Source organism: Bacillus sp. FSL K6-1338 (assembly GCF_038006965.1).
Lineage (GTDB): Bacteria > Bacillota > Bacilli > Bacillales > Bacillaceae_G > Bacillus_A > Bacillus_A thuringiensis_S.
In genome coordinates this window covers 57,617-82,500 of sequence record NZ_JBBOWI010000001.1, presented here as the reverse complement: position 1 = coordinate 82,500, position 24,884 = coordinate 57,617, and the positions used below count along the sequence as shown (strand labels likewise).

Below are 24,884 nucleotides of genomic sequence, written 5' to 3'. Positions count from 1 at the left end.
ATTCCGGATAACGCTTGCCACCTACGTATTACCGCGGCTGCTGGCACGTAGTTAGCCGTGGCTTTCTGGTTAGGTACCGTCAAGGTGCCAGCTTATTCAACTAGCACTTGTTCTTCCCTAACAACAGAGTTTTACGACCCGAAAGCCTTCATCACTCACGCGGCGTTGCTCCGTCAGACTTTCGTCCATTGCGGAAGATTCCCTACTGCTGCCTCCCGTAGGAGTCTGGGCCGTGTCTCAGTCCCAGTGTGGCCGATCACCCTCTCAGGTCGGCTACGCATCGTTGCCTTGGTGAGCCGTTACCTCACCAACTAGCTAATGCGACGCGGGTCCATCCATAAGTGACAGCCGAAGCCGCCTTTCAATTTCGAACCATGCAGTTCAAAATGTTATCCGGTATTAGCCCCGGTTTCCCGGAGTTATCCCAGTCTTATGGGCAGGTTACCCACGTGTTACTCACCCGTCCGCCGCTAACTTCTTGAGAGCAAGCTCTCAATCCATTCGCTCGACTTGCATGTATTAGGCACGCCGCCAGCGTTCATCCTGAGCCAGGATCAAACTCTCCAATAAAGTTAGTTTGTCTAGCATCTAAAAATAAAAATTGACGTTTCACGTTGTTTGTTTCGTTCAGTTTTCAAAGAACTACTTGGTCGCTCAGAAGCGACTTTATCAATATAACATTTCGTTACATTCTCGTCAACAACTTTTTTCAATAAGTTGTTTTTCGTTTGTTTTGCTTGTTACCTTTCGTGGCAACGAATATAAATATACCAGTTTGATTATTAAAATGCAATAGTTTTTCTAATAAAATTTTTAACTTAGTAAAAAAGTATAAAAACAGCACATTTCTTCTATATAAGTATAATTTCTCGCACCATCAAGATCTATTATACCCACGCAACTCATACTCAAATAAAAAAAGCTTTGGAGAAATCTCCAAAGCTTAGTCTTGTTTATGGCGCATAGCAGGGAATAATAATACATCACGAATAGATGGTGCATTTGTTAATAACATAACTAGACGATCAATACCAATTCCTAATCCACCCGTAGGAGGCATACCGTACTCAAGAGCTTCAATATAATCGTCATCCATCATATGTGCTTCGTCATTACCTTGTTCACGCTCTTTTAATTGCGCTTCAAAACGTTCTTTTTGATCGATCGGATCATTTAACTCAGTAAATGCATTTGCATGTTCACGTGCAACGATAAATAATTCGAAACGATCTGTGAATCGTGGATCTTCATCATTCTTTTTCGCAAGTGGCGAAATTTCTACCGGATGACCGTAAATAAATGTTGGTTGGATTAATTTATCTTCTACTTTTTGCTCGAAGAACTCATTAATAATATGACCAACTTCCATTGTATCCTTAATTTCTACATTATGTTCTTTCGCAAGCTCACGCGCTTCTTCTACACTCATCGGATTCCAGAAATCCGCTCCAGAGTGTTGCTTAATTGCATCTACCATATGAAGACGTGTCCATTCTGGTTCTAGATTAATTTCATAATCACCATATTGGATTGTTGTTGTACCCAATACTTTTTTCGCAATATGAGCAACCATATTTTCTGTTAGTTTCATAATATCATTATAATCAGCGTACGCTTCATATAATTCAATCATCGTAAACTCAGGGTTATGACGAGTTGATACACCCTCATTACGGAATACACGGCCAATCTCATAAACTTTTTCTAATCCGCCCACAATAAGACGTTTTAAATGAAGTTCAATTGCGATGCGCATATATAATTCCATATCTAACGCATTATGATGCGTAGTGAAAGGACGAGCAGATGCTCCACCTGCAATCGCGTGCATCATAGGCGTTTCTACTTCAAGATAACCGTTGTCATCTAAATATCTTCTCATTTCACGAATAATTTTACTGCGAGTAACAAATGTTTCACGACTTTCCATACTTGTAATTAAGTCTAAGTAACGTTGACGGTATCGTTGTTCAACATCTTTTAATCCATGATATTTATCCGGTAACGGACGGAGAGATTTCGTTAAAAGCGTAAATCCCGTTGCTTTTACTGAAAGTTCTCCAACGTTTGTTTTGAACACTTTACCTTCAATACCTACTAAGTCACCTAAATCTGCTGTCGTAAATAACTCGTACTCTTCATCTCCAACAGTATCTTTACGAACGTAAATTTGAATTTGTCCGTGTAAATCTTGAATGTGCGCGAATCCAGCTTTTCCTTTACCGCGTTTTGTCATAATACGACCAGCGATAGAAACAGTGATTTCTTTCTCTTCTAATTCTTCTTTAGAGAATTCTCCATATAAACTTACTAAGTCGGTCGTTGAATTTGTGCGTTCAAATCGTTTACCGAACGGATCGATTCCTTGCTCACGTAAATTATGTAGCTTTTCACGACGAACAAGCAATTGGTCGTTTAATTCTTCGTGGTTCATGTTATCCATGATATTGATATCACTCCAGCTCTATTAATTTTTACAATATATACAGTATAGCATTTTCTACTCAACTAGAAAAACTGCCAGCAACTAACTGGCAGTTCTTCTTTCTTTCACGTAATTATAGGAAGTGTATAGAAGAATGTCAATCTCCTATGTTCCTTATTAACCAACGTAAATTGTTTGTTGTTTCGCTTCTACTTCTTCTACAAATGCACCTAACACATTCGCAAGGTCTTCACGTGTGTTACAAGCATTAATACCATTACGTACACTCGCATTACCACGAACACCTTTTAAATACCAAGCTGCATGTTTTCTCATCTCTCTTACAGCGACACTTTCGTTCTTTAAGTCGATAAGACGATCTAGATGCAACATACATACATCAATTTTCTCGCGCACTGTTGGTTCCGGCATTAATTCACCTGTCTCTAAATACTTTACTGTACGATAAATCATCCATGGATCCCCAAGAGCCGCACGGCCAATCATAACACCATCTACACCAATCTCATCAAGCATTCGCTTCGCATCTTGCGGTGTTTCGACATCACCATTTCCGATAACCGGGATATTCACAGCTTGCTTTACTTGTTTAATGATATCCCAATCCGCTTTACCTTCATACATTTGCACTCGCGTACGTCCGTGAACCGCCACAGCTTGTCCACCAGCACGCTCAATAGCTCTAGCATTTTCTATTGCGAAAATATGTTCTTCATCCCAACCGATACGCATTTTAACTGTAACCGGCTTTTCAACAGCATCTACAACCGCTGCTACCATTTCATATATTTTATTGGGATCTAAAAGCCACCTTGCCCCCGCATCACATTTTACGATTTTCGGTACTGGGCAACCCATATTGATATCAATAATATCTGCTGTCGTATATTTATCTACGTATTTCGCAGCATCTACAAGAGTTTCTTTCTCTCCACCAAAAATTTGTAAACTTAATGGTTTTTCTCTCTCATCGATATATAACATATCTAATGTTCTTTTGTTATTCAGTAATATTGCCTTATCACTTACCATTTCAGCACAAACTAGACCTGCACCAAATTCTTTCACTGTTAAACGGAATGCAGAATTACACACTCCCGCCATCGGTGCTAATACAACCGGATTTTTCATCTCAATATTTGCAATCTTTAACAATCAACCTACTCCTTCCTGCACAGTCACTTTGGCATTAATTCATCTATCGAAACATTTAATGCCTTAGCAACTTCTACTACAAAATCTTGAGAAGGTGATCGATTCCCTCTCTCAACTTCACCTAAAACAGATACAGATACCCCTAATTCTTTAGCAAAACCTTCTTGCGTGTAGCCTTTTAGCTTTCGAAAAGCACGAATGCGTCTTCCCCATTTTTCTGCTTCCATACCGTTACTCCCTCTCGCCTTTTCATTTCTTCTACTTGTGAACGTGAAATGTTTTGTTTTATGTCTTGATTAATCTCTAACAACGGAACGATAACAAAAGCTCTTTCAAACATCCGCGGATGCGGAACAATAAGATTCTCTGCTTCAATATTCTCTTGATTATAAAGTAAAATGTCAAGGTCGATAGTCCTCGGTCCCCACCTAATTTCCCTTTTTCTTCCTAGGTCATTTTCTACTTTTTGTGTTACTTTCAATAATTCTTGTGGTGATAAATTGGTAGAAATTTTTATAACTAAATTTAAAAAGCAACTTTGGTCAGTATAGCCAACTGGCTCAGTTTCATATACAGATGAAATATCATCAACCTGAATATAAGGATTTTTATTTAAGAACTGAATCGCTTCGGTTAGATACGTATAACGCTCTCCAATATTTGACCCTAATGCAATGTATGCTATATTATTCATGGACGTTCTCTCGTAATTTCTACTGCTACAGCACGATAATGACCTGGTATCGGTGGATCCGGCTTAATTACCTTAATTGTACATCGTGAAATACTTTCATATTGTTTTAATATATCTGCAGCAATATTTTCAGCGATACTCTCCACAAGCTTATACTTTCTATCTTCAACAACTTTTCTACATAATTCGAAAAGCTCTCCATAATTGACCGAATGCTCTAATTCATCACTTTCCCCTGCACGCTTTAAATCCAACTCCACCGTTAAGTCAACTTTAAATCTCTGACCTAATTTATTTTCCTCCGGGAACACACCATGATAACCGTAAAACTCCATATCATGGATATAAATTTTATCCAATTACTTTACCCCCTTACCAATCATTGCATCCATCATTTTAGCCATACGCGCCATTTCTTTCACATCATGGACACGAACAAACTCACAACCCTTTTCAATACCAAGACAAACAGTAGCTCCCGTTCCCTCAAGGCGTTCCTCTACTGGCAAATCTAATACGTGCCCAATAAAGGACTTTCTCGATGTACCTAAGAGAACCGGATAACCTAGCACATTTAACTGTTCTAAATTACGCATCACCTCTAAGTTTTGCTTAGGTGTTTTAGCAAAACCGATACCTGGATCTAAAATAATATTCTCATCTCGCACACCAGCATTTTTAGCAATTTTGATACTATCATACAAATCAGCAATCATATCCGCCATTAAATTTCGATAATTCATATTATCGCGGTTATGCATTAAAATGATAGGTACATCATAATGAGCTGCGACTTCAGCAATTATTGGCTCCGCCTTCGCTCCCCAAATATCATTAATAATATGAGCACCAGCCTCAATTGCTTGCTTTGCAACTTCAGCTTTATATGTATCGATAGATATAGGCAATTTCACTTCTTTTGAAACCGCTTGAATCATCGGGACAACTCGCTTTATTTCTTCTTCTACTGATACTTTAGCAAAACCCGGGCGAGTAGATTCGCCACCAATATCAATAATATGAGCACCTTCACCTTGCATTTCTTTTGCATGACGTACCGCAGCATCTACCTCGTTGTAACTCCCACCATCAGAAAACGAATCTGGTGTTACATTTAAAATCCCCATAATTAATGTCTTTTCATTTAAATTCAATGTATATTCGCCGCAGCGTAAATCATAATCCCACTTCAAACTACACATCTCCTCTTCGTAATTCATTTCTGCTCCATAATTTCTCTCTCTGCATTCCATAAAGGTACATTAAACTTTTTGTAACTACTCCTACTTTACCCGGGAAATCCTGCGCTTCTATACGATAAAGCGGAACAATTTCTTGAATTGAGTTTGTTACAAAGACTTCATCTGCTGAAAGTAATTCATCTTTTGTAAAGAAACCTTCCTTTACTTCTATATTCAATTCTTCAGCACTTTTTATAATAAACGCACGAGTGATACCATTTAAAATCCCTGTTTTTAACGAAGGTGTATATAAAACATCACCTTTCACAAAAAAGAGATTCGAAACAATCCCCTCTGCAACATAACCTGCTTCAGTAAGGAAAATACCTTCCTTGCTCACTACATTTCCAATTTCACGCTTCCCTAAAATATTATTTAGATAATGATGAGACTTCAGACGAAATGCTCCTTCTGGTGTATTTCGCACTTGTTTTAAAATAACCCCTTCTTTTTCTACTACATCTCCTGGAGCTGTTAAAGGTTTTATAAAAACAATAACCGAAGGGTCTTCATACATTTCCGTTTGTAATCCTATTTCATCTACACCTGCTGATACATTAAAACGTACATACGCATGTTCCAATTCATTCTTAGCGAGTAGATTTTTCAAAATAAGCATCACGTCATCTTTTGTCATTGTCCATTTAATTTGCAATGCATCTAGCGCACCTATTAAACGGTTATAATGATCATCTAACAAAAAAGGATGACCATTATAAATACGAAATGTCTCAAAAACTCCCAGCCCATATAAATAACCATGGTCATAAGGGGAGATTTTCGCTTCATTCGCTTCTACATACTCGCCATTTACGTAAATTAACATGATGTCACACTTGGACTATATTTACGAATGAAGTTCTGTAGTAACTCTTTCCCATGAGAAGTCATAATAGATTCTGGGTGGAATTGCACACCCTCTATCGGCAGTGTCTTATGACGAATCGCCATAATTTCCCCTTCCTCTGTCCAAGATGTTACCTCTAAACAATCTGGCAATGACTCTTTCTTAACAATCAGGGAATGATAACGCGTTGCAGTAAATGGATTAGGAATATCTAAGAAAATCGTTTTCCCATCATGATGCATAAGTGACGTTTTTCCATGCATTAATCGCTCTGCACGAACAACTTCTCCACCAAATACTTGTGCAATCGATTGATGCCCAAGACAAACTCCAAAAATCGGAATCTTCCCAGCAAAGTATTTAATAACTTCCATACTAATCCCCGCTTCATTAGGACTACATGGACCTGGCGAAATCATTAAGAAATCTGGTTTCATATTCTCAATATCTGCAATACTCACTTCATCATTACGCTTAACAACAAGCTCTTGTCCAAGTTCTCCAAGAAACTGTACTAAATTAAATGTAAAAGAATCATAATTATCAATCATTAATATCATTTCTCTCACCTAACCGTTTCTTCGCTACTTTCTTTTGCACGCCATAAAGCAATTGCCTTTTTTAACGACTCTTTATATTCATTTTTCGGATTTGAATCAATTACAATTCCCGCTCCAGCTTGCACATGTGCTTGCCCATCTTTCGCAAGAAGCGTTCTAATGACAATATTTAATTCCGTATCTCCAGAATAACCAATCCAACCAATTGAACCTGTATAAATCCCTCGACGAACAGGCTCTAATTCTTCTATAATCTCCATCGTACGTATTTTCGGTGCACCAGTAATTGTTCCACCAGGAAATACAGCTTTCACTAAATCGAAAGCATCCTTATCTTCTTCCACCTCACCACGCACATTGGAAACGATATGCATAACATGTGAGTACTTTTCAATTACCATAAATTCATCGACTTCTACAGTACCATATTTACAAACACGTCCTAAATCATTTCGCTCTAAATCTACAAGCATCACATGCTCTGCTCGTTCCTTTTCGTTCTCAATTAATTCCCTTGCTAAGTCTTGATCCTCTTGTTCATTTGCACCTCGGGATCTTGTACCTGCAATTGGTCGTGTACTTACTTCTTGCCCTTGTTTTTTAATCAGCAATTCAGGCGAAGCACTAACAATTTGAAAATCCCCAAGCTCTAAGTAACCCATATATGGAGATGGATTAATTTTACGAAGACTTGTATAAATTTCTAGTGGATGCGTTTGTAAAGTTCTTTCCTGTCTTGTCGACAAGTTTACTTGAAACACATCACCATTTCCAATATACTCTTGAATACATTCAACAGCCTTCATAAAGCCTGCTTCTGTAAAGGCAACCGCTTCATTTTTCTTTTTAGGACGTTCAAACGGCATAGTCACTTCAGGCACTTCTGCCGTCCAAAGATCCTTCCATTCATTTAAACGTTCTTCCGCTTCTGCATGCTTATCTACATAATGTGTAATAATCCACAATACCTTTTCTTTTTGATCATAGACAAACACATCATCAAATAATAAAAAGTATATATCGGGTATATTCAGATCATCCTCTGCAAGAGAAGGGAGTTTTTCAATATAACGGATACAATCATAACTAAAGTAGCCCATTGCACCACCTTGAAAAGGTGGGTACTCTGGATTGTAGTCTGTTTTCCATTTCTCCATATATTCTTGCATTAAATCTAATGGATTCCCTTTTTTTATTGTTTCCTTACCACTTTCACTTATATGTAACTTTACACCCTTTCCTTGGATTGCCGCTACCGGGTTTAAACCCACTATGTTATAACGACCGCCACGTCCACTTTCCAGCAAAATATGTTGCGGCTTATCCTGAGAAAGAAATTTATATTGCTTAAAGAAATCTAACTGATATGGAATAGAAAGCGCTAAAGATTTTCTTCGTTGCATATCAACACCCCGTCTTCTTTTATCCCACCCTCTTAGATGAACCACCTCAAACTACATAAGTTATTTATATAGAGATTGATTATACTCGAAGGCTAGTGAAAATAATTTAATTATACTACCTCTTATTTTACATGAAGTTTTCTAGTCATTCACTCTTTTCCTATTTCCAATCCAAAAAGAAAAAGCATCCTTTTTCAAGGATGCTTTTTCAATCGCATTTAATTATGATTCAAATTGATAAAGTGGTGTACTTAAATAACGTTCACCGTTACTTGGAATAATAACGAGTACCTTTTTCCCTTTACCTAACTTTTTCGCAACTTCTGTTGCTGCATAAATAACTGCTCCTGAAGAGATACCAACTAAAATACCTTCTTCTTTAGCCACTCTTCTCGCATATTCAAATGCTTGCTCTGTTTTCACTTGAATAATTTCATCATATACTTCTACATCCAATGTCTCTGGGACAAATCCCGCCCCAATTCCTTGGATTTTATGTGGACCTGGTTTCCCACCAGATAACACTGGTGAATCCGCAGGTTCTACTGCATAAATTTTAATACCTTCATATGCTTCCTTCAGCACTTCACCAGCACCAGTAATTGTTCCACCTGTACCAATACCTGCAATAAACGCATCTAATTGATCACCCATTTGTTCAACAATTTCTGGACCTGTTGTTAAACGGTGAATTTGTGGATTCGATTGATTTTGGAACTGTTGCGGTATAAAGTAACCATGCTCTTTTGCTAATTCAGTTGCTTTACGAATTGCTCCACCCATCCCTTCAGGACCTGGAGTCAATACTAATTCAGCACCGTAAGCACGTAATAAATTACGACGCTCAATACTCATTGTTTCTGGCATTACTAAAATTGCATTATATCCTTTAGCAGCCGCTACCATCGCTAAACCAATACCTGTGTTACCACTTGTTGGTTCAATGATTGTATCGCCCTCTTTTAACAATCCCTTTTTTTCAGCATCTTCAATCATAGCTAGTGCAATACGATCTTTAACGCTACTCCCCGGATTCATAAATTCTAGTTTTAAGTATATATCTGCGCTGTCTGATTCTACGATGCGGTTCAACTTAACGATCGGCGTTTTCCCGATTAATTCTGAAACTGATTGTGCCACTCGCATTCCTGTCACTCCTAACACCGAGTATTTTTATTGGTTTTATCTATATTTAGATTTTGTCAGAAAATTCCCTGTTTGTCAATCTATTCGGAGGGTTAATCCCCTTATTACAAATTCTCAATTAAATTTGTAATATCTTCTTTAGAGAACTTGTAACGTTCATTACAGAAATGGCAATGAACTTCTGTCTCTTCTTCTTCTTCACGAATTTGCTCTAACTCTGTTTTACCTAAACTAATTAACACACTCTCAATACGCTCACGTGAACACGTACAATTAAATTGAACATCCATTGTTTCTAATACTTTTACTTTATCTTCTCCAAGGACTGCATATAGTAGCTCTTCTGGAGAAAGGCCTCGTTCAATCAATGTTGATACAGGCGGGATTTTTTGCAAACGATCTTCAATGAATGAAATTGTTTCTTCCTGTGCGCCCGGCATAATTTGAAGGATAAATCCACCCGCCGCTAATACGCTGTCATCTCCATTTACAAGAACACCGACACCAACAGAAGAAGGCGTCTGCTCAGAAACTGCGAAATAATACGTGAAATCTTCCCCTAGTTCTCCCGAAACGATTGGGGATTGACCGATAAACGGCTCACGCATACCAATATCTTTAATTACTGTTACAAAACCTTCTGTACCTACCGCTTGATATACACGTAATTTCCCTTGTTCCGTTCCTTCAAAATCAACATGTGGATTCGTTACGTAGCCACGTACATCTCCATTTGCATGAGCATCCACTAAGATAGGGCCAATCGGACCATTACCTTCTACCTTAATCGTTAACTTTTGATCACCTTTTAACATCGCACCCATCATTGTACCTGCAGTTAAAGAACGACCAAGTGCCGCCGAAGCTGTCCTCCATGTATCATGACGTCTTTGTGCCTCACTTACTGTATTTGTTGTACGTACACTATACGCACGTACTTCTCCATCAAACGCTAACGCTTTTACTAAATAATCTTTCATACTTATTTATTCACCTTTCTCCTGCTGTAAATTTGCATTACGCTCATATAACATATACAAGCCTTTTAACGTTAAAAATGGATCTACAATATCAATTACATTCGATTCCTCTGAAATTAATTTCGCCAATCCACCTGTTGCAATAACTTTCGGTTCTTGTTTAGCTTCCTCTTTCATACGCTTAACAATACCTTCCACTTGTCCTACATAACCATAAAGAATACCTGATTGCATCGCACTTACTGTATTCTTCCCAACAACACTGCTCGGTTTTGTAATTTCAATACGAGGAAGTTTTGCCGCCCTACTATATAAAGCCTCTGCTGAAATCATAATTCCTGGCGTAATAACTCCACCCATATAATGCTTTTCTTCATTAATATAACAATATGTAGTAGCCGTACCAAAATCAACAATAATAAGTGGACTTCCATACAATTGGATTCCTGCTACTGCATTTACAATTCGATCTGCGCCTACTTCACGTGGATTTTCATATTTAATATTTAGCCCCGTTTTTATTCCAGGTCCTACTACAAGCGGTTTAATTTTAAAATACTTTTCACACATACGTTCTAAAGCGAACATAATTGGTGGTACGACTGAAGACACAATAATACCTTTCACATCTTCAAACGAGAGACCCTCATGATCAAGTAACTGTTTTACAAGCATTCCATATTCATCTTCTGTCTTATGACGATCTGTTTCCATGCGCCAATGCTGACGAAGTTCCCCCTCTTCAAACACGCCTAGTACAGCATTTGTGTTCCCTACATCCAATACAAAAATCATATTCTCACCACTTATCTTATTTAATCTATATTTGTGTAGTATGTATAAAACTTATAAAAACATCATATCACACATACTTATATAATCAGCTTTCCTATCCTCATCATTTTACAAAAAGATTGCTCTCTATTTCAATTTTTAATACTAGTTTTACTTAAATTACTTTATCCACTAAGCCCTCAATAGTAATTAGCAAAAATCTTAACAAATAAAAAAGGAGTGACGATAGTCACTCCTTCATTTCTTACTTATCTTCTTTATCTTCATCGTCTTTCTTCATATTGATGTTTACTTTCACATCATCTGAAGATGTTGGACGCTCAGGTAATCTGCCATAATCATATAAATGATTAATTTGCTCTGCATCTAATGTTTCTACTTCAAGTAACGTTTTTGCGATAATATCAAGCTTATCTCGTTTTTCAGTAAGAATTTGTTTCGCACGAGCATAACAGTCTTTAATAATCGTTTGCATTTCCACATCAATTTCATGCGCAATTGCATCACTGTAGTTTTGTTCTGAATGGAAGTCTCTTCCTAAGAATACCTGACCACCTTGTGAGCTACCAAATTGCATCGGTCCAAGCTTATCACTCATACCGAATTCCGTAACCATACGTCTTGCAATACCAGTCGCACGTTGGAAGTCGTTGTGAGCACCTGTACTTGCTTCACCAAATACAATCTCCTCAGCTACTCGACCACCAAGTAAACCAGTGATTTTATCAAGTAACTCTGGCTTTGTCATGAAGTAACGATCTTCCTTCGGAAGCATTACCGCATATCCACCAGCTTGACCACGAGGGACAATTGTTACTTTATGAACGACATCAGCCTCATCAAGAACAACACCAATTACAGTGTGGCCTGCTTCATGGAAAGCAACGATATTACGTTCTTTTTCAGAGATAACACGACTTTTCTTAGCTGGACCTGCAATAACACGATCCGTTGCTTCATCGATATCACTCATATCAATTTTCTTCTTATCTCGACGTGCAGCTACTAAAGCAGCTTCGTTTAATAAGTTTTCAAGATCCGCACCAGAGAATCCTGGTGTACGAGTCGCAATTGCTCTTAAATTAATATGCTCATCAAGCGGTTTATTACGCGCATGTACTTTCAGTACAGCTTCACGGCCATTTACATCTGGACGATCTACTGTAATTTGACGGTCAAAACGACCTGGACGTAATAACGCTGGGTCAAGAATGTCTGGACGGTTTGTCGCAGCAATGATAATAATACCTTCGTTTGCACCGAATCCATCCATTTCAACAAGTAACTGATTCAATGTTTGCTCACGCTCATCATGACCACCACCAAGACCTGCGCCACGTTGACGACCTACTGCATCAATTTCATCAATGAAAATGATACAAGGAGCATTTTTCTTTGCATTTTCAAATAAATCACGTACACGTGATGCACCGACACCGACAAACATCTCTACAAAGTCAGAACCACTGATAGAGAAGAATGGAACGCCAGCCTCACCTGCAACAGCACGTGCTAATAAAGTTTTACCTGTACCTGGAGGTCCAACTAATAGGACACCCTTTGGAATACGGGCACCAACTTCAGAAAACTTACGAGGGTCTTTTAAGAATTCAACTACCTCAACAAGTTCTTGTTTCTCTTCATCCGCCCCAGCAACATCTCTGAAACGAACTTTTTTCTTTTCATCATTATATAACTTCGCCTTACTTTTCCCGAAGTTCATAACACGGCTACCGCCGCCTTGAGCTTGGTTTAATAAGAAGAAGAATAAAATGAAGATGATGACAAACGGAATGATTGAAGTAAAGAATGTTACCCAAGCACTTGTTTCTTCTGCTGGTTGATACTTAACTTCGGCACCTTTCGCTTTATCATTGATTTTCTTTTGTAATTCCTCAGTATTTGGTGCATAAGTAACAAATTGTTCTCCTTGGCTAGAGTTATTGAATTGTCCTTTTACCTCAAATACACCATTTTTCGGTTGAAGTTGCACATTACGCACTTCACCGCTTTCTAGTTTAGTAATGAATTTGTCGTAGCTAACTGATGTCGTTTTTTGTGTCGAACCATTAAAATAGCTCACGATTCCAATTACTACTAAGAATATCAGTAAATAAAAGATGGTATTACGGAAGATACGATTCATTCCTAACCTCCTCTCACGGCATAAACACTATAGTAAATCGTAACATAGAAAAACTTTCCTATACAATTGTAAAGCCTGTATTTAATTAATTCGAGTAAACGCTTGGTTTTAATACGCCTACATAAGGAAGATTACGGTACTGCTCTTTATAATCTAATCCATATCCTACTACAAATTCATGTGGAACAGTAAATCCAACATAATCCGCTTTCAGATCAACCTTACGGCCTGTTGGCTTATCTAATAATGTAACAATTTTTACAGACTTCGCTTTACGATATTTGAATAAGTCTACTAAGTAGCTTAGTGTAAGACCACTATCAATAATATCTTCGACGATTAAAATATCACGACCTTCTACAGAAGTATCAAGATCTTTTAAAATTTTCACTTCGCCTGTTGAAACTGTAGAGTGACCATAACTAGATACAGCCATAAAATCCATTTCAAGATATGTATCTGTTCTCTTTAATAAATCTGCCATAAATGGCATTGCGCCTTTTAATACACCAATTGCAAGGGGTACTGTGTTTTTATAATCCTCTGCAATAACTGCACCTAGTTCGCGCACCTTTTCTTGTATTTGTTCTTCAGAAATTAATACTTTTTCGATATCTTGATTCATCATTTCATTATCCTCCCGGAAGACTCCTTGCTTTTGTAGTGAATAATCATATATTTACCCTTCTTTGCCATCTCTTTCGAAATTGCAAATGCAGATCGCTTCAACAAGGGTACCCAAATAATGTTCCCACTTGCATCACAAACGACCGGCCATTCTTCCCTTTTTTCTTTTGGTACTTTCGCTTCGATAAAAATAGCTTTTATCTTTTTCGTGCCATCCATACCTTGTATTGACATGCGATCTCCATTTTCCCTAGAACGAATACGAAGTGGATATGATATATCATTATACTTAGCAACAAATACTGTTTCATTCATGTTACTTGGTATATCTTCGCTCACCTCTGTTACAAATTCATCCCCGTTCAATAGCGTAATGATCCCGGGTACTGATAAATCTTGCAAAAAAGGAGAGACAATTTCTTGTTTAAATCTAAAGCTACACTCCTCGTATGTACGAACAATTTTCAAATCACCTGGAAAATCAAGTGAACCTGAAGGTTGTGTCCGCTTAAAAAACTCAATCACCTTGTCAATATGTATAGAAGAAAGAGAAGATGGAATCTTATATTCATAAAGATAGTTTAATATTAGTTGAATCCCTCTTCTTTGTAAAGGCATAGACATGGATTCAAAGGCAGGAATTGATAAGCTAATTTGTTTATCACTTTTTTTTGTAATTACTTTATTCATTTTCTCAAAAGCTAATTCCTGCAAATAAGCCTCATCCTCTTGCATCTGCACGCTAAATTTTTGGAATTTCTCATGCATTTGTGGATTTTCTTCTTTTAAGTGAGGAAGGACATATTTACGTAATCGATTCCTTGTATATACTTCCTTTTTATTACTCGGATCTATACGTGGAATTAAATTTAGCTTATTACAGTAATCAACAATTTCTTCCTTCGTTACCCCAAGTAACGGCCTAATTAAATATCCATTATGAAAAGGACGCTTCACTGCAATTCCTGCATATCCTTTCGGAGTACTCCCTCTTACAAGACGCATTAAAATCGTCTCTACTTGATCATCTCCATGATGTCCAAGAGCAACATATCTTGCATCATATTTCTTCATTATTCTTTCCAAAAATGCATATCTGCATTCCCTAGCAGCAACCTGTGCATTCATCCCGTATTGCTGTTGATATTGTGATACATTAATTCTTATCGTTTCACAAATAATTCCCAGTTCTTCACAAAGGTCCTGCACAAACTGTAAATCCTCATGAGATTCATCACCTCTAAACATATGATCCACATGAGCTACTACAATTTCCAACTGTTTTTCCGCTCTTTTTTCTAATAAATAATATAAAAGGGCTAACGAGTCAGGACCACCAGAAACTCCCACAACAATTGTTGAATCATTCTTTAATACATCATGCTGCTTTACAAAGTCATCTACTTTTTCAACAAATGTATCTTTCAACTTCGCAATCACCTTTCATTAAACAAGAACAGCAACATTAGTCGCCTTGTCTATAATGGTACAACTTTTACAAACATTGTGCAAAAAAAAGATATACAAAAATTACATTTTTATCTTACATCCTCCGTCTGTATTCACAAAATCAATAGCATTACCTTTTCCCACAAAAAAACCTAGGTATTCGCCTAGGTTTTTAAAATCAAATTTTAGATAAACATTCCACTTACATTTTACTGCGCCTGCATGCCTACAATCGGAATCGTAGCCCACTTCGGCATATTTTTCTTCACTTTTGCCACTACAATAGTCATATCATCATTTATATAACCATCACAAGAGCGAATCACTTCTTCCATAATGATATCAGCAATTTCTTGCGGGTCTTCGGTTTGCAATTCTTTAATTTTTCGTTTCATCCACAATTCATGATTCTCTACATGCTGCGCTCCCTCAAAAATCCCATCGCTCATCATAATAAGGATATCGCCCGTTTTTAATTGTTCACCCACCACATCAACTTCAACATCTTCGATGATTCCCATCGGCAAATTACTTGCTTCAATTTTCAAAATATTATTCGCGCGTTTAACAAAACTCGGCGTTGATCCGATCTTTAAAAACCTTGCACTCGCATCTCGCAAATCTACCATAGCTAAGTCTAATGTCGTAAACATCTCTTCCGTCGTTCTCAAAGAAAGAATTGAATTAATAGACTTAATCGCTATTTCTTCGTCAATACCGGATTGGAGTATTTTTTGTAATAATTTCACCGTTTCCTTACTTTCCATATGAGCTCTTTGCCCATTCCCCATACCATCACTAATCGCAAGTGCATATTTGCCAACACTTAAATCCATCATCGCATAAGAGTCACCCGAAACAAATCCACCGCCCTTTGCGGCTGTGGCCAATCCCGTATCAAGAGAATACGTCTTCGCCGAACCGAATGATATTAAACTGTGGCCATTCGGATAAGAAGACTTTTCTTCATGTTTAACGACAATATTTTCTTTAAGGATATCCGAAAGCATCGGTGCAACTAACTTTTCACATTCACCATGTTCATTAGATGCAACGGGAATCAACATTTCAATATCAATACTTCCTCTATCTAAACAATAAATATCAACATGCTCTACTTCGACACCAAAATCACGGAACGCTTGCATAATCTGTTCTTCCTGCACCTGATGATTTTCACGCTCTCGTTGTATCTCCTTAGCAAAATCCTCCATAACCTTTGATACACCTAATAGTTGCTCCGCAACTATTCTACGATTTTCCTTCATTTGTTTTCGTAATTTTTGTCCCTCATAGAAATGATCTAATTCACCCGCTACTAAATCCGTCACTTTTTTCCCTCTCACACAATGCTTGTCCCACTCACGAACTAATTTACGATTATGTTGCAGGGTTCCTTCTTCCGTTTCACTCATTATTTGTTTCATATAATCGTACGTTTTATCGAAATTCACTACCCAGCATTGATCCTTTTTAAAGCATGTTTGACATGTTTTCGCAGTAATTGTACTCAAAAACAAATCTGCTTCTGTCTCTTTATCTTCTTCCTCTACATACCCATATACAGAAAAGCTATTAGATAAAGCAGCAAATACATTTGCAAATTGGTTGATTTTGTTCGCTGTAACATCGCGCATCCTTCTTAAATATTGTTGTTGATCTTGCGAATGCTCTTGTGTACCTGGCATAAATTTAGCAATACGATCTAAAACAAGCTTTGGCGTTAATAAGAAGATAGCAATCGCTACGCCTGACTCAATTAAAGTCGTTACAATATTTGTCTGTTTGTCTACATATAATGTAATTAAGCTTGTCCCAATTAATAAACCTAAACTAACACCTAAACGCTTCCCTTCTTTTAACAACCCACCAAGCAATCCAGAAAAAGCAAGAAGGCTAAGCTGGGACAAGCTAGATACATTTGCTAAACTTAATATCAAACCTGTTACGACCCCCACTGTAGATCCTGTAGCAGCACCCGCAATAAATGCAAATACTAGTACTAAATACCGTGTAAAAATATGTTGAATAGAAGCATCATATACAAACCAATCTGTTGTACCCGTTAAAACAGATGCTAGTAATATAATCAAACAAACAATTTCTTCCGTCTCTAACGCCTGTTGTTTTCCTTTCCTTTCTACTAAAAGCGGAACACTTTGTAAAAATATCATAGTTAATACAAAACTAAGCCCAGCCTCAATGGTACTAACGAGTAAATCGTACATGGTGACAGTTTGTTGTGCAAAATATACAACAACTAAGTGTGCGGTTAATGCGGAGATAAATACTTGAAATGGAACAAGTCCAACGGTTTTACGTGTGAATCTACTAAAGAAGATATTATAAATGAAGAAAGTAAAGATAGATGCAAAAGTAAAAAACAAATTATCTATCGAGACTGAAAGAGCTCCTCCCATTAGAGCTAAAAATGCTAGCGGCATCTTATCCCGCTTCATAACATAAACAGCAGCAAAAAATGGTAGTGCAAACGGTAAGATATTTGTTAATATATATGCTCTTCCCAAAAGAAAACCAATAACAACAATAATAAATCCCCATCTAAAGAAAACTTGTTCAAATTTCATTCGCAACTTACTCGTCCACTTTATTCCTCCAAGCTGACTCTCATTCATTGCCAATACACTTGTATTCATAGTATTCCTTCCTGCTTTAGGCATACTTTTAACACCACCTGCATAGTTTAATTACTGTCATTATAAAAGATGATTGTTGGGATTTTTGTCAAAACAACAGTTTTCACTTTTATAATCGTTCGACTTTTTATTCGAAATAACTCTACAGATATACACGGTATGTAAGTTATTTCGATTTTTTAATTAAATATTCAGAAAATATAGGGTGATTTTGTAGAAGTGTTGTATATCTTAATCCATTTAACAAAAAAAAGATCATGCAAATTTGCATGATCTTTTTAGATGACCCGTACGGGATTCGAACCCGTGTTACCGCCGTGAAAGGGCGGTGTCTTAACCACTTGACCAACGGGCCGTTAAATTAAATATAGCGGCGGAGGGGATCGAACCCCCGACCTCACGGGTATGAACCGTACGCTCTAGCCAGCTGAGCTACACCGCCATGTCGTCGTATTTAACGGACAATTAGTATCTTACATCAGATATTATTTAAAGTCAACATATCTTGAAAACTTTTTTAAAATATATTTTCACATATAAAAAAGTACCCTGAGCCATCACTCTGGGTACCTCTCTATATGTTAAAAACTAAACGGTCTTATTATCCGCGACGTGCGCCACGGCCACCACGTTTAGACTCTGTGTTACGCTTTAAAGAAGTTAAACGATCTTCGCTATCCTTTAAGAAGCGTGCCATCTTTTGCTCAAATGTTTCTTTTGGAGCTCGGTCGTTACCGCCACCTCGATTATCTCTGTTGAAAGAGCGATTATTACGTTGTGGACGTCCAGAACGTTGTTGATCACCACCGCGTTGGTATTCACCGCGTGGACGATCTCCTTCTGTTTTTTCACGTTCTTTCGCTTTTTTGATAGATAAACCAATCTTTCCATCTTTTTCAACATTAATAACTTTTACTTCTACTTGGTCGCCCACTTTTAAGTGATCGTTAATATCTTTTACATAGTTATCAGCAACTTCACTAATATGAACAAGACCAGTTAAGCCTTCTGGCAGCTCCACAAAAGCCCCAAAATTTGTAATACCTGTTACTTTACCCTGTAACTTGCTGCCTACCTCGATTGACATAAAAAAAATGCTCCTCCTTAGTGGTTAAAAAGTCAAATTTTACTTTATTATATATAATCCTAAAATATAGTGTCAATAAGACATACTCTACTTCGAAACAGGAAAAATTATCTCCCCTTTACCAGAGAAGAAATAATCCCTTCTAGCAATCTTTAATACGTACTCTTCATCATTTAACTTTTGAACTTCGTCTTTTAGACTTTTTTCTTTATTCGTTAATGAATCCAGTTCTTTTTTCATGTCCTTAACTTTTGCTTCTTTTGCTTTAATGGAACTGTTTTGTTGATAAAACGTTACACTAATACTCGCAATAATTGTAAAAGTAAAGACAAGAAAAACCGCTAAACGGCGATAAAGTCGCTTCCTGTTCTCATCCGTTTGTATTATATGCTCTTTAACAGGATTTGGACTCTGTTTTTCGATTGTTCTTTGTCTCAGTTCCCTCATTTCCGAGGTCCCCCTAACTTCTTTTTTATACGCTCCCATATTTGGAAGATATGTCCCTTCAATTTTGCTATATATTGCAGGAACCCTATATGTTTCACTATAAAAAGTTTAACACGATTAGGGAGAAGTTTCCATATGAGCGAAGCAATAAATCGAACAGGCCAGAAAAAAACTTTCCATATGAAAAGTAATATCCAAATCACCATTTTCCATAACACATGTCCAATTGAAAGCAGTATACGAAATAAGAATAATATAAATGCAATAAATAGCTGCGCTATAATAATAACAGGTTTTATCATGAGTAGCTGTATAATTCGAACAAAAAAATATGTTGTTTGCATAAAAATATAGATGAGAAAATTTAACAGCTTCATGTATAGTGCTTTCAGTAAGCTTTGATATGCCGCAAAACCACATAATAATGCCAAAAACACATATATACGTAACTCAGCTTCATTTACGAGAAGCAATACATAAAAGACAAATAATGCTTGGACAATCCAAAATAGTATATCATGTATAAATACAAGCCAACGTTTACGTTCTTGACGCTTTAAAAAACGTTGATATGTATCTAAAGATGCTCCAATCCAAGCACCCATTCCAATCATTGAAAGCATTGTATACAACTGAATTGTTAAGCTCATTTAAACAACTTACTAAAGAAACCTTTAGTTTTTTCTCCTTGATTTTCATCAATATACAGCATCTCATGAACTTTCCCTTTAATCGACACAATACCTTTTTCTACATCTAAATTTTTCATTTGTAAATTTTGACCACGAATCGTTAAAAAACCCATTACGGTTTCGAGTAAAAACTCTTCGCTATCAAAACTCTCTACCTGCTTCACACCAGTAATATCAATTACACGCCTTCCACGCATAATAATATCATGCTCCACAGAAACATTTTGTTGATTAGAAGACGTAGGTGAGTAACCATTATTCACGTAAATCCCCCCATAGGTTTTTACTAGCTAATAGTAATGTATGAGGGGATAAATGATTTTAGAACAAGCCTTCTTCCGCTTTTACTTTTTCTTCGCGAACTAAGCTATACATATTTGCTGCATCTTCTTTTTTAGTTGTTTCTTTCAATTCATTTATTTTTACAGTCACTATTTTTTGACCAAAACGAATTGTTAATTCATCAGCTACTTTCACATCCGAACTTGCTTTTGCCACTTGACCATTAATAGATATTCTTCCTTGATCAGCTACTTCTTTCGCTAATGTTCTTCTTTTAATTAAACGTGACACTTTTAAAAACTTATCTAGACGCATCTCAAATCCCCCTATTAACGCTCTGTTTGTTTCGCTTCTTCCCATAAAACATCTAACTGTTCTAATGATAAATCTTCCATCTCTTTATTCATTTCAGCTACTTTTGCCTCCATGTATAAAAAACGACCAGTAAATTTCTCATTAGTTGAACGTAACGCCTCTTCTGGATCTATTTTATAATGACGAGCTATATTAACAAATGCAAATAGTAAATCACCAAACTCACCTAGCATCTTTTCCTCATCCATGTTTGTAACTTCTTGTTGGAACTCTTGCCATTCTTCCAAAGCTTTCTCTATCATAGGCTGCACATCAACCCAATCAAATCCAACCTTACCGGCTTTCTTCTGAATTTCATAGGCGCGTAGTAACTGCGGCAAACTTTTTGGAACGCCATTTAAAACAGATTCTTTCACGAATCCTTTTTCTTGTTTTTTAATTTCTTCCCAATTGGCAATCACTTCATCAGCATTGTTTACATCCGTATTTCCAAATACATGTGGATGGCGACGAACCATTTTCTCAGATAGAGTTCGAATGATATCATCTATAGAAAACCAACCTTCATCTTCTCCAATTTGAGCATGAAGCATAACTTGTAATAATATATCACCTAATTCTTCTACTAAGTGATCATCATCCTCTTCATCAATTGCTTCCAATACTTCATAAGCTTCCTCAATTAAATATTTCTTTAATGATTGATGTGTTTGCTTTTTATCCCACGGACAACCATTTGGGCCTCGAAGTTCTGCAATAATTTCTCTAAGTACATCGAACTGTTGATACAAGGATGCACGCTCCTGAACTGGCGGCACATACACACTCGTTAAATTATTCAATTCCGTTTCATGATCTAACATATACAACGGTACCTTCTTTACTTGTTCAAATGAAGTTCCTGCAGCTGTTACGATATACACTTCATAATCATCCGGCAACATCTCCATTAATGTTAATTTCACATCAGATGCAACGAATGCATCATATACTTGGCAAAAGATTAGATGTTGACGTAATTCTAATTGTCCTCTTTTAAATGATGTAGCGTCAAGTAATTGAAATCCTTCAATTGGATCAATCTTTAGGCTTGCAAACATAGGATCAAGGAAACTTTGTCCACCCTCAATTCGCAATTCAACATTTGAATCTTCACCTTTTTCCAACAGTAGCTGAACTGTTCTTTCTGCTACAAGCGGATGCCCTGGAACAGCATAGATAATTTCTGTACCTTCAGCTTGTTCTAGCAATTTATTCGCAATTGTTTCATATACAATTTCAAACGTATCATGCGCTTCATATACATCATCAAAAGCCGTATATTGCACGCCTTCTTTCTCCAATTCTTCTATAACTGGATGTTCCTTCGTCCTAACAAACAGATGATCTGCTTCTTTTATCTTTCGATATACACCCATCGTTAGCTGATCTAATTCACCAGCACCTAAACCTAAAATAGTAATGATTCCACTCACAATCTGTCACCTCTATCCACTCTTCTTCAATGAACCTTCTTTTTTCTCTTGTTTCATAACGGTTCCTAATTCTTTTTTTGTAAATACACGTAATTTCAAAATTAAAAACATATATGTCAATCCGCCGACAACTACACCTAGCAACGCTTCAAGCGTCGCGATTCCTCTATGTTCCGTATCAATTACTAATCCAGACACCTGCAACACACGTGTGAACATCATTAATACAAATCCCATACAGATACCACTAATCACTACACCTAACATATTTCGCTTATTGATAAGCGATCCTGATACAGCTCTCATAAGCAACAAACTATTTAGCCCAGAAATTATAATTAACGCACACAAAGTCGCAAAGGCTGCCCCTTTCACACCAAAATAAGGCATAAATATATAATTTAACGCTAACTTTAAGCAACCTCCAAATACAACAAATAATGCTGGCTTAAATGTTTGTCCCAACCCTTGTAAAATAGAAGCCGTCGTAATTGACAACGAGCTAAATAAAATAGATAAAGATAAAATAGATAAAACATCTGATCCATCACTATTTTCAAACAACATAATATTCGTAGGTTGAATAATACAAGTTAGTCCAATAGCTGCTGCAAGTCCAATAACAAGTGTTATTTTCATTGCTAACTTTACCTTTTCTTGAATAAAGGAAAGATCTCCTCTTTCCTTCGCCGCTGTAATAATTGGAATAAGTGACAACGAGAAAGAAGTCGTCACAACAGTACCTAATTGCATTAGCGGAATACTTCTATCATAAACACCCTTTAATACCTTTGCACTTTCAACCTGTTCTCCCGCACCAATAAGTAAGGTGTACAAGGATATTGAATCTGCCATCTGTATAAAAATAAGCACTAAATTACTAACACAAATCGCTAACCCCTGCCAAAAAAGGATTTTAATTATCCTCCTTTTGCCCTTAATTCTCGCTACACTTTTGAAAAATATAGAACGAAAATCTCGACGCATATACAACATAAGTACAATAATCCCAATAAGTCCACCCGCAATTGAGCCTAACATAGCCCCTGCACCAACTGTATATAAATCAAATCCGTGAGCAATTAGGAATAGCGATAAAAATACAATAATAGAAACTCGAATTGTTTGTTCTATTACTTGCGAAACAGCTGTTGGCATCATATTATTGAAGCCTTGAAAATACCCTCTTGCTACAGACAAAAACGGCATCAATAAGAATGAAAATGAAATAACACGTAGTAACTTATCTAAGTATATATCACCCATAGCTATCGCAATTGTTTTGGCCCCAAAAAACAATGTAAAGAAGCCTATAAAACCAATTCCCAATAAAAACCAAAAAGATACACAAATAATTTCTTCTGCTTCTTTTTGTTTTCCCCGCTCTAGTCGTTCTGCAACCATTTTCGAAATGATAATAGGAAACCCATAAGTAGCTAAAATTAAACAAAATCCATAAAACGGGTAAATTTGTTGGTAAATATAAAAACCAATATCACCCGCTATATTTTGATATGGAATACGGTAAAAAGCGCTTAATACTTTTGTAACAAAACTTGCAATCGTTAATATAATAGCCCCGCGCCAAAAGGCTTGATACTTCTTCGCTTCCATATAAGAAAACTCCTTTTTCTATTCTCACCTCTCGTATTATATCATAAAGAAATGAACAAGCTGCCTTACCACCACGGGTAATAATAGGTTCCTGCACCGTTAAAAATACTCAACGAAAAAAGGTAGCAAAGCGCTACCTTCATTCAATATACATATATCTCCAAATAATTGATTTCTCAAAAAGAAAGATCATAATTAGGAAAAATTGCTACTTCTAAAATTATACACCCTTACTGTTCCATTTGTTTCGCTAAGAAACTGGCAGCAGTATTAACCGCTTTATGCTCGATTTCGCTTATAATAGCTTCTTTCGAAAAAATAATGACAGCTCCAATCGGGTCTCCGTTTGCAACAATCGGTCCAACTGTATAAGAATGAACCTTTTCTGTTACACCATCGATAATGGAAATATCACTTTCGTCCGTCATAATAACAGACTTTCGTTCTTCCATCGTTTTTTCGATTAAATCGCCAACACTTTTATTTAAGTATTCTTTTTTCGATACGCCTGATACTGCGATGATAGAATCTCGATCACAGACAAGCACATTATGTCCTAAGCTGTCATATAAAGCCTCAGCATATTCTTTTGCAAAATCACCTAGTTCACTAATTGGAGAATACTTCTTTAAAATTACCTCTCCATCGCGATCAACAAATATTTCTAGTGGGTCTCCTTCTCGAATACGTAAAGTTCTACGAATTTCCTTCGGGATTACTACCCTGCCTAAATCATCAATTCGACGTACGATTCCAGTTGCTTTCATTCTAATGCTGCCTCACTTTCTACTGATGATCAAAGTGGTGAATTTACCTGTTCATGTAA

At 36.8% G+C, this 24,884-nt stretch carries 24 protein-coding genes, 2 tRNA genes and 1 rRNA gene (1 of these 27 cut by a window edge); all 27 read right to left on the bottom strand.

Going from position 1 to position 24,884, the window contains the following annotated elements; translation table 11 throughout:
- Positions 1-570 (bottom strand): 16S ribosomal RNA (locus tag NZ044_RS00435); it reaches 982 nt to the left of the window's first position.
- Between the two features lie 373 nt (positions 571-943).
- Positions 944-2,443 carry a lysine--tRNA ligase gene (gene lysS, locus NZ044_RS00430; protein ID WP_098506696.1) on the bottom strand — a complete coding sequence of 500 codons (1,500 nt, stop codon included), beginning with the start codon at positions 2,441-2,443 and terminating at the stop codon, positions 944-946.
- 159 nt (positions 2,444-2,602) lie between these two features.
- Complete coding sequence (gene dusB / locus NZ044_RS00425) at positions 2,603-3,601, bottom strand: tRNA dihydrouridine synthase DusB (RefSeq protein WP_000912244.1); 999 nt, start codon at positions 3,599-3,601, stop codon at positions 2,603-2,605.
- A 23-nt stretch (positions 3,602-3,624) separates the two neighbouring features.
- Positions 3,625-3,828 carry a helix-turn-helix domain-containing protein gene (locus NZ044_RS00420; RefSeq protein WP_000387030.1) on the bottom strand — a complete coding sequence of 68 codons (204 nt, stop codon included), beginning with the start codon at positions 3,826-3,828 and terminating at the stop codon, positions 3,625-3,627.
- Positions 3,780-4,295, bottom strand: coding sequence for a 2-amino-4-hydroxy-6-hydroxymethyldihydropteridine diphosphokinase (gene folK / locus NZ044_RS00415; RefSeq protein WP_001059450.1), 516 nt, complete (start codon positions 4,293-4,295; stop codon positions 3,780-3,782). The genes NZ044_RS00420 and folK overlap by 49 nt, the downstream gene beginning before the upstream one ends.
- Positions 4,292-4,654, bottom strand: a complete 363-nt coding sequence (gene folB, locus NZ044_RS00410) for a dihydroneopterin aldolase (protein WP_000358066.1) — start codon at positions 4,652-4,654, stop codon at positions 4,292-4,294. Before folB ends, folK begins: the two co-directional genes overlap by 4 nt.
- Positions 4,655-5,515: a dihydropteroate synthase gene (folP, locus tag NZ044_RS00405; protein ID WP_002084136.1), complete on the bottom strand. Its 861-nt coding sequence runs from the start codon at positions 5,513-5,515 to the stop codon at positions 4,655-4,657.
- Entirely contained in the window at positions 5,490-6,362 is an 873-nt protein-coding gene (gene pabC / locus NZ044_RS00400) for an aminodeoxychorismate lyase (RefSeq protein ID WP_000909860.1), read from the bottom strand. The genes folP and pabC overlap by 26 nt, the downstream gene beginning before the upstream one ends.
- Entirely contained in the window at positions 6,356-6,943 is a 588-nt protein-coding gene (gene pabA, locus NZ044_RS00395; RefSeq protein ID WP_000602284.1) for an aminodeoxychorismate/anthranilate synthase component II, read from the bottom strand. Before pabA ends, pabC begins: the two co-directional genes overlap by 7 nt.
- A 5-nt stretch (positions 6,944-6,948) precedes the next feature.
- Positions 6,949-8,346: an aminodeoxychorismate synthase, component I gene (pabB, locus tag NZ044_RS00390; protein WP_001189702.1), complete on the bottom strand. Its 1,398-nt coding sequence runs from the start codon at positions 8,344-8,346 to the stop codon at positions 6,949-6,951.
- Between the two features lie 222 nt (positions 8,347-8,568).
- Positions 8,569-9,492: a cysteine synthase A gene (gene cysK, locus NZ044_RS00385; protein ID WP_001261716.1), complete on the bottom strand. Its 924-nt coding sequence runs from the start codon at positions 9,490-9,492 to the stop codon at positions 8,569-8,571.
- Positions 9,493-9,596: 104 nt separating this feature from the next.
- Complete coding sequence (gene hslO, locus NZ044_RS00380; RefSeq protein WP_000656369.1) at positions 9,597-10,472, bottom strand: redox-regulated molecular chaperone HslO; 876 nt, start codon at positions 10,470-10,472, stop codon at positions 9,597-9,599.
- Between the two features lie 6 nt (positions 10,473-10,478).
- Positions 10,479-11,267, bottom strand: coding sequence for a type III pantothenate kinase (locus NZ044_RS00375; RefSeq protein WP_000578366.1), 789 nt, complete (start codon positions 11,265-11,267; stop codon positions 10,479-10,481).
- Between the two features lie 244 nt (positions 11,268-11,511).
- Positions 11,512-13,413, bottom strand: a complete 1,902-nt coding sequence (gene ftsH / locus NZ044_RS00370) for an ATP-dependent zinc metalloprotease FtsH (protein ID WP_001079668.1) — start codon at positions 13,411-13,413, stop codon at positions 11,512-11,514.
- Between the two features lie 85 nt (positions 13,414-13,498).
- Positions 13,499-14,041, bottom strand: a complete 543-nt coding sequence (hpt, locus tag NZ044_RS00365) for a hypoxanthine phosphoribosyltransferase (protein WP_000981846.1) — start codon at positions 14,039-14,041, stop codon at positions 13,499-13,501.
- On the bottom strand, positions 14,038-15,468 hold the full coding sequence (gene tilS / locus NZ044_RS00360; protein WP_000655456.1) for a tRNA lysidine(34) synthetase TilS: 1,431 nt from the start codon (positions 15,466-15,468) through the stop codon (positions 14,038-14,040). Before tilS ends, hpt begins: the two co-directional genes overlap by 4 nt.
- A gap of 230 nt (positions 15,469-15,698) precedes the next feature.
- Complete coding sequence (gene spoIIE, locus NZ044_RS00355; RefSeq protein WP_001123558.1) at positions 15,699-18,170, bottom strand: stage II sporulation protein E; 2,472 nt, start codon at positions 18,168-18,170, stop codon at positions 15,699-15,701.
- A 259-nt stretch (positions 18,171-18,429) separates the two neighbouring features.
- A tRNA-Glu gene (locus NZ044_RS00350) sits at positions 18,430-18,501 on the bottom strand.
- A gap of 13 nt (positions 18,502-18,514) precedes the next feature.
- Positions 18,515-18,588 (bottom strand) — tRNA-Met (locus NZ044_RS00345).
- Positions 18,589-18,747: 159 nt separating this feature from the next.
- Positions 18,748-19,233, bottom strand: a complete 486-nt coding sequence (locus NZ044_RS00340) for a S1 domain-containing RNA-binding protein (RefSeq protein ID WP_000021451.1) — start codon at positions 19,231-19,233, stop codon at positions 18,748-18,750.
- Between the two features lie 87 nt (positions 19,234-19,320).
- Positions 19,321-19,680: a cell division protein DivIC gene (divIC, locus tag NZ044_RS00335; RefSeq protein WP_001208739.1), complete on the bottom strand. Its 360-nt coding sequence runs from the start codon at positions 19,678-19,680 to the stop codon at positions 19,321-19,323.
- On the bottom strand, positions 19,677-20,330 hold the full coding sequence (gene yabQ, locus NZ044_RS00330) for a spore cortex biosynthesis protein YabQ (RefSeq protein ID WP_000059770.1): 654 nt from the start codon (positions 20,328-20,330) through the stop codon (positions 19,677-19,679). Before yabQ ends, divIC begins: the two co-directional genes overlap by 4 nt.
- Positions 20,327-20,635, bottom strand: coding sequence for a sporulation protein YabP (gene yabP, locus NZ044_RS00325; protein WP_001059105.1), 309 nt, complete (start codon positions 20,633-20,635; stop codon positions 20,327-20,329). The genes yabQ and yabP overlap by 4 nt, the downstream gene beginning before the upstream one ends.
- A 58-nt stretch (positions 20,636-20,693) precedes the next feature.
- Entirely contained in the window at positions 20,694-20,969 is a 276-nt protein-coding gene (locus NZ044_RS00320) for an RNA-binding S4 domain-containing protein (RefSeq protein WP_001234876.1), read from the bottom strand.
- A gap of 14 nt (positions 20,970-20,983) precedes the next feature.
- Positions 20,984-22,444 (bottom strand): nucleoside triphosphate pyrophosphohydrolase, encoded by a 1,461-nt coding sequence (gene mazG / locus NZ044_RS00315; RefSeq protein WP_000014231.1) that lies wholly within the window; start codon positions 22,442-22,444, stop codon positions 20,984-20,986.
- A 12-nt stretch (positions 22,445-22,456) separates the two neighbouring features.
- Positions 22,457-24,058: a putative polysaccharide biosynthesis protein gene (locus tag NZ044_RS00310; protein ID WP_000387575.1), complete on the bottom strand. Its 1,602-nt coding sequence runs from the start codon at positions 24,056-24,058 to the stop codon at positions 22,457-22,459.
- A gap of 230 nt (positions 24,059-24,288) precedes the next feature.
- Positions 24,289-24,825, bottom strand: coding sequence for a stage V sporulation protein T (spoVT, locus tag NZ044_RS00305; RefSeq protein ID WP_000648306.1), 537 nt, complete (start codon positions 24,823-24,825; stop codon positions 24,289-24,291).
- Positions 24,826-24,884: the final 59 nt, after the last annotated feature.

What these genes read in the sequence shown, in the direction of transcription:
- pabA (WP_000602284.1), bottom strand. Translation starts at nt 6,943, where the DNA reads ATGATATTAATGATTGATAATTATGATTCTTTTACATTTAATTTAGTA.
- spoIIE (WP_001123558.1), bottom strand. Translation starts at nt 18,170, where the DNA reads ATGCCTAAAGCAGGAAGGAATACTATGAATACAAGTGTATTGGCAATG.
- ftsH (WP_001079668.1), bottom strand. Translation starts at nt 13,413, where the DNA reads ATGAATCGTATCTTCCGTAATACCATCTTTTATTTACTGATATTCTTA.
- hpt (WP_000981846.1), bottom strand. Translation starts at nt 14,041, where the DNA reads ATGATGAATCAAGATATCGAAAAAGTATTAATTTCTGAAGAACAAATA.
- hslO (WP_000656369.1), bottom strand. Translation starts at nt 10,472, where the DNA reads ATGAAAGATTATTTAGTAAAAGCGTTAGCGTTTGATGGAGAAGTACGT.
- yabQ (WP_000059770.1), bottom strand. Translation starts at nt 20,330, where the DNA reads ATGAGCTTAACAATTCAGTTGTATACAATGCTTTCAATGATTGGAATG.
- lysS (WP_098506696.1), bottom strand. Translation starts at nt 2,443, where the DNA reads ATGGATAACATGAACCACGAAGAATTAAACGACCAATTGCTTGTTCGT.
- NZ044_RS00310 (WP_000387575.1), bottom strand. Translation starts at nt 24,058, where the DNA reads ATGGAAGCGAAGAAGTATCAAGCCTTTTGGCGCGGGGCTATTATATTA.
- NZ044_RS00340 (WP_000021451.1), bottom strand. Translation starts at nt 19,233, where the DNA reads ATGTCAATCGAGGTAGGCAGCAAGTTACAGGGTAAAGTAACAGGTATT.
- folK (WP_001059450.1), bottom strand. Translation starts at nt 4,295, where the DNA reads ATGAATAATATAGCATACATTGCATTAGGGTCAAATATTGGAGAGCGT.
- pabC (WP_000909860.1), bottom strand. Translation starts at nt 6,362, where the DNA reads ATGTTAATTTACGTAAATGGCGAGTATGTAGAAGCGAATGAAGCGAAA.
- spoVT (WP_000648306.1), bottom strand. Translation starts at nt 24,825, where the DNA reads ATGAAAGCAACTGGAATCGTACGTCGAATTGATGATTTAGGCAGGGTA.
- cysK (WP_001261716.1), bottom strand. Translation starts at nt 9,492, where the DNA reads ATGCGAGTGGCACAATCAGTTTCAGAATTAATCGGGAAAACGCCGATC.
- pabB (WP_001189702.1), bottom strand. Translation starts at nt 8,346, where the DNA reads ATGCAACGAAGAAAATCTTTAGCGCTTTCTATTCCATATCAGTTAGAT.
- NZ044_RS00320 (WP_001234876.1), bottom strand. Translation starts at nt 20,969, where the DNA reads ATGCGTCTAGATAAGTTTTTAAAAGTGTCACGTTTAATTAAAAGAAGA.
- NZ044_RS00420 (WP_000387030.1), bottom strand. Translation starts at nt 3,828, where the DNA reads ATGGAAGCAGAAAAATGGGGAAGACGCATTCGTGCTTTTCGAAAGCTA.
- NZ044_RS00375 (WP_000578366.1), bottom strand. Translation starts at nt 11,267, where the DNA reads ATGATTTTTGTATTGGATGTAGGGAACACAAATGCTGTACTAGGCGTG.
- folP (WP_002084136.1), bottom strand. Translation starts at nt 5,515, where the DNA reads ATGAATTACGAAGAGGAGATGTGTAGTTTGAAGTGGGATTATGATTTA.
- divIC (WP_001208739.1), bottom strand. Translation starts at nt 19,680, where the DNA reads ATGAGGGAACTGAGACAAAGAACAATCGAAAAACAGAGTCCAAATCCT.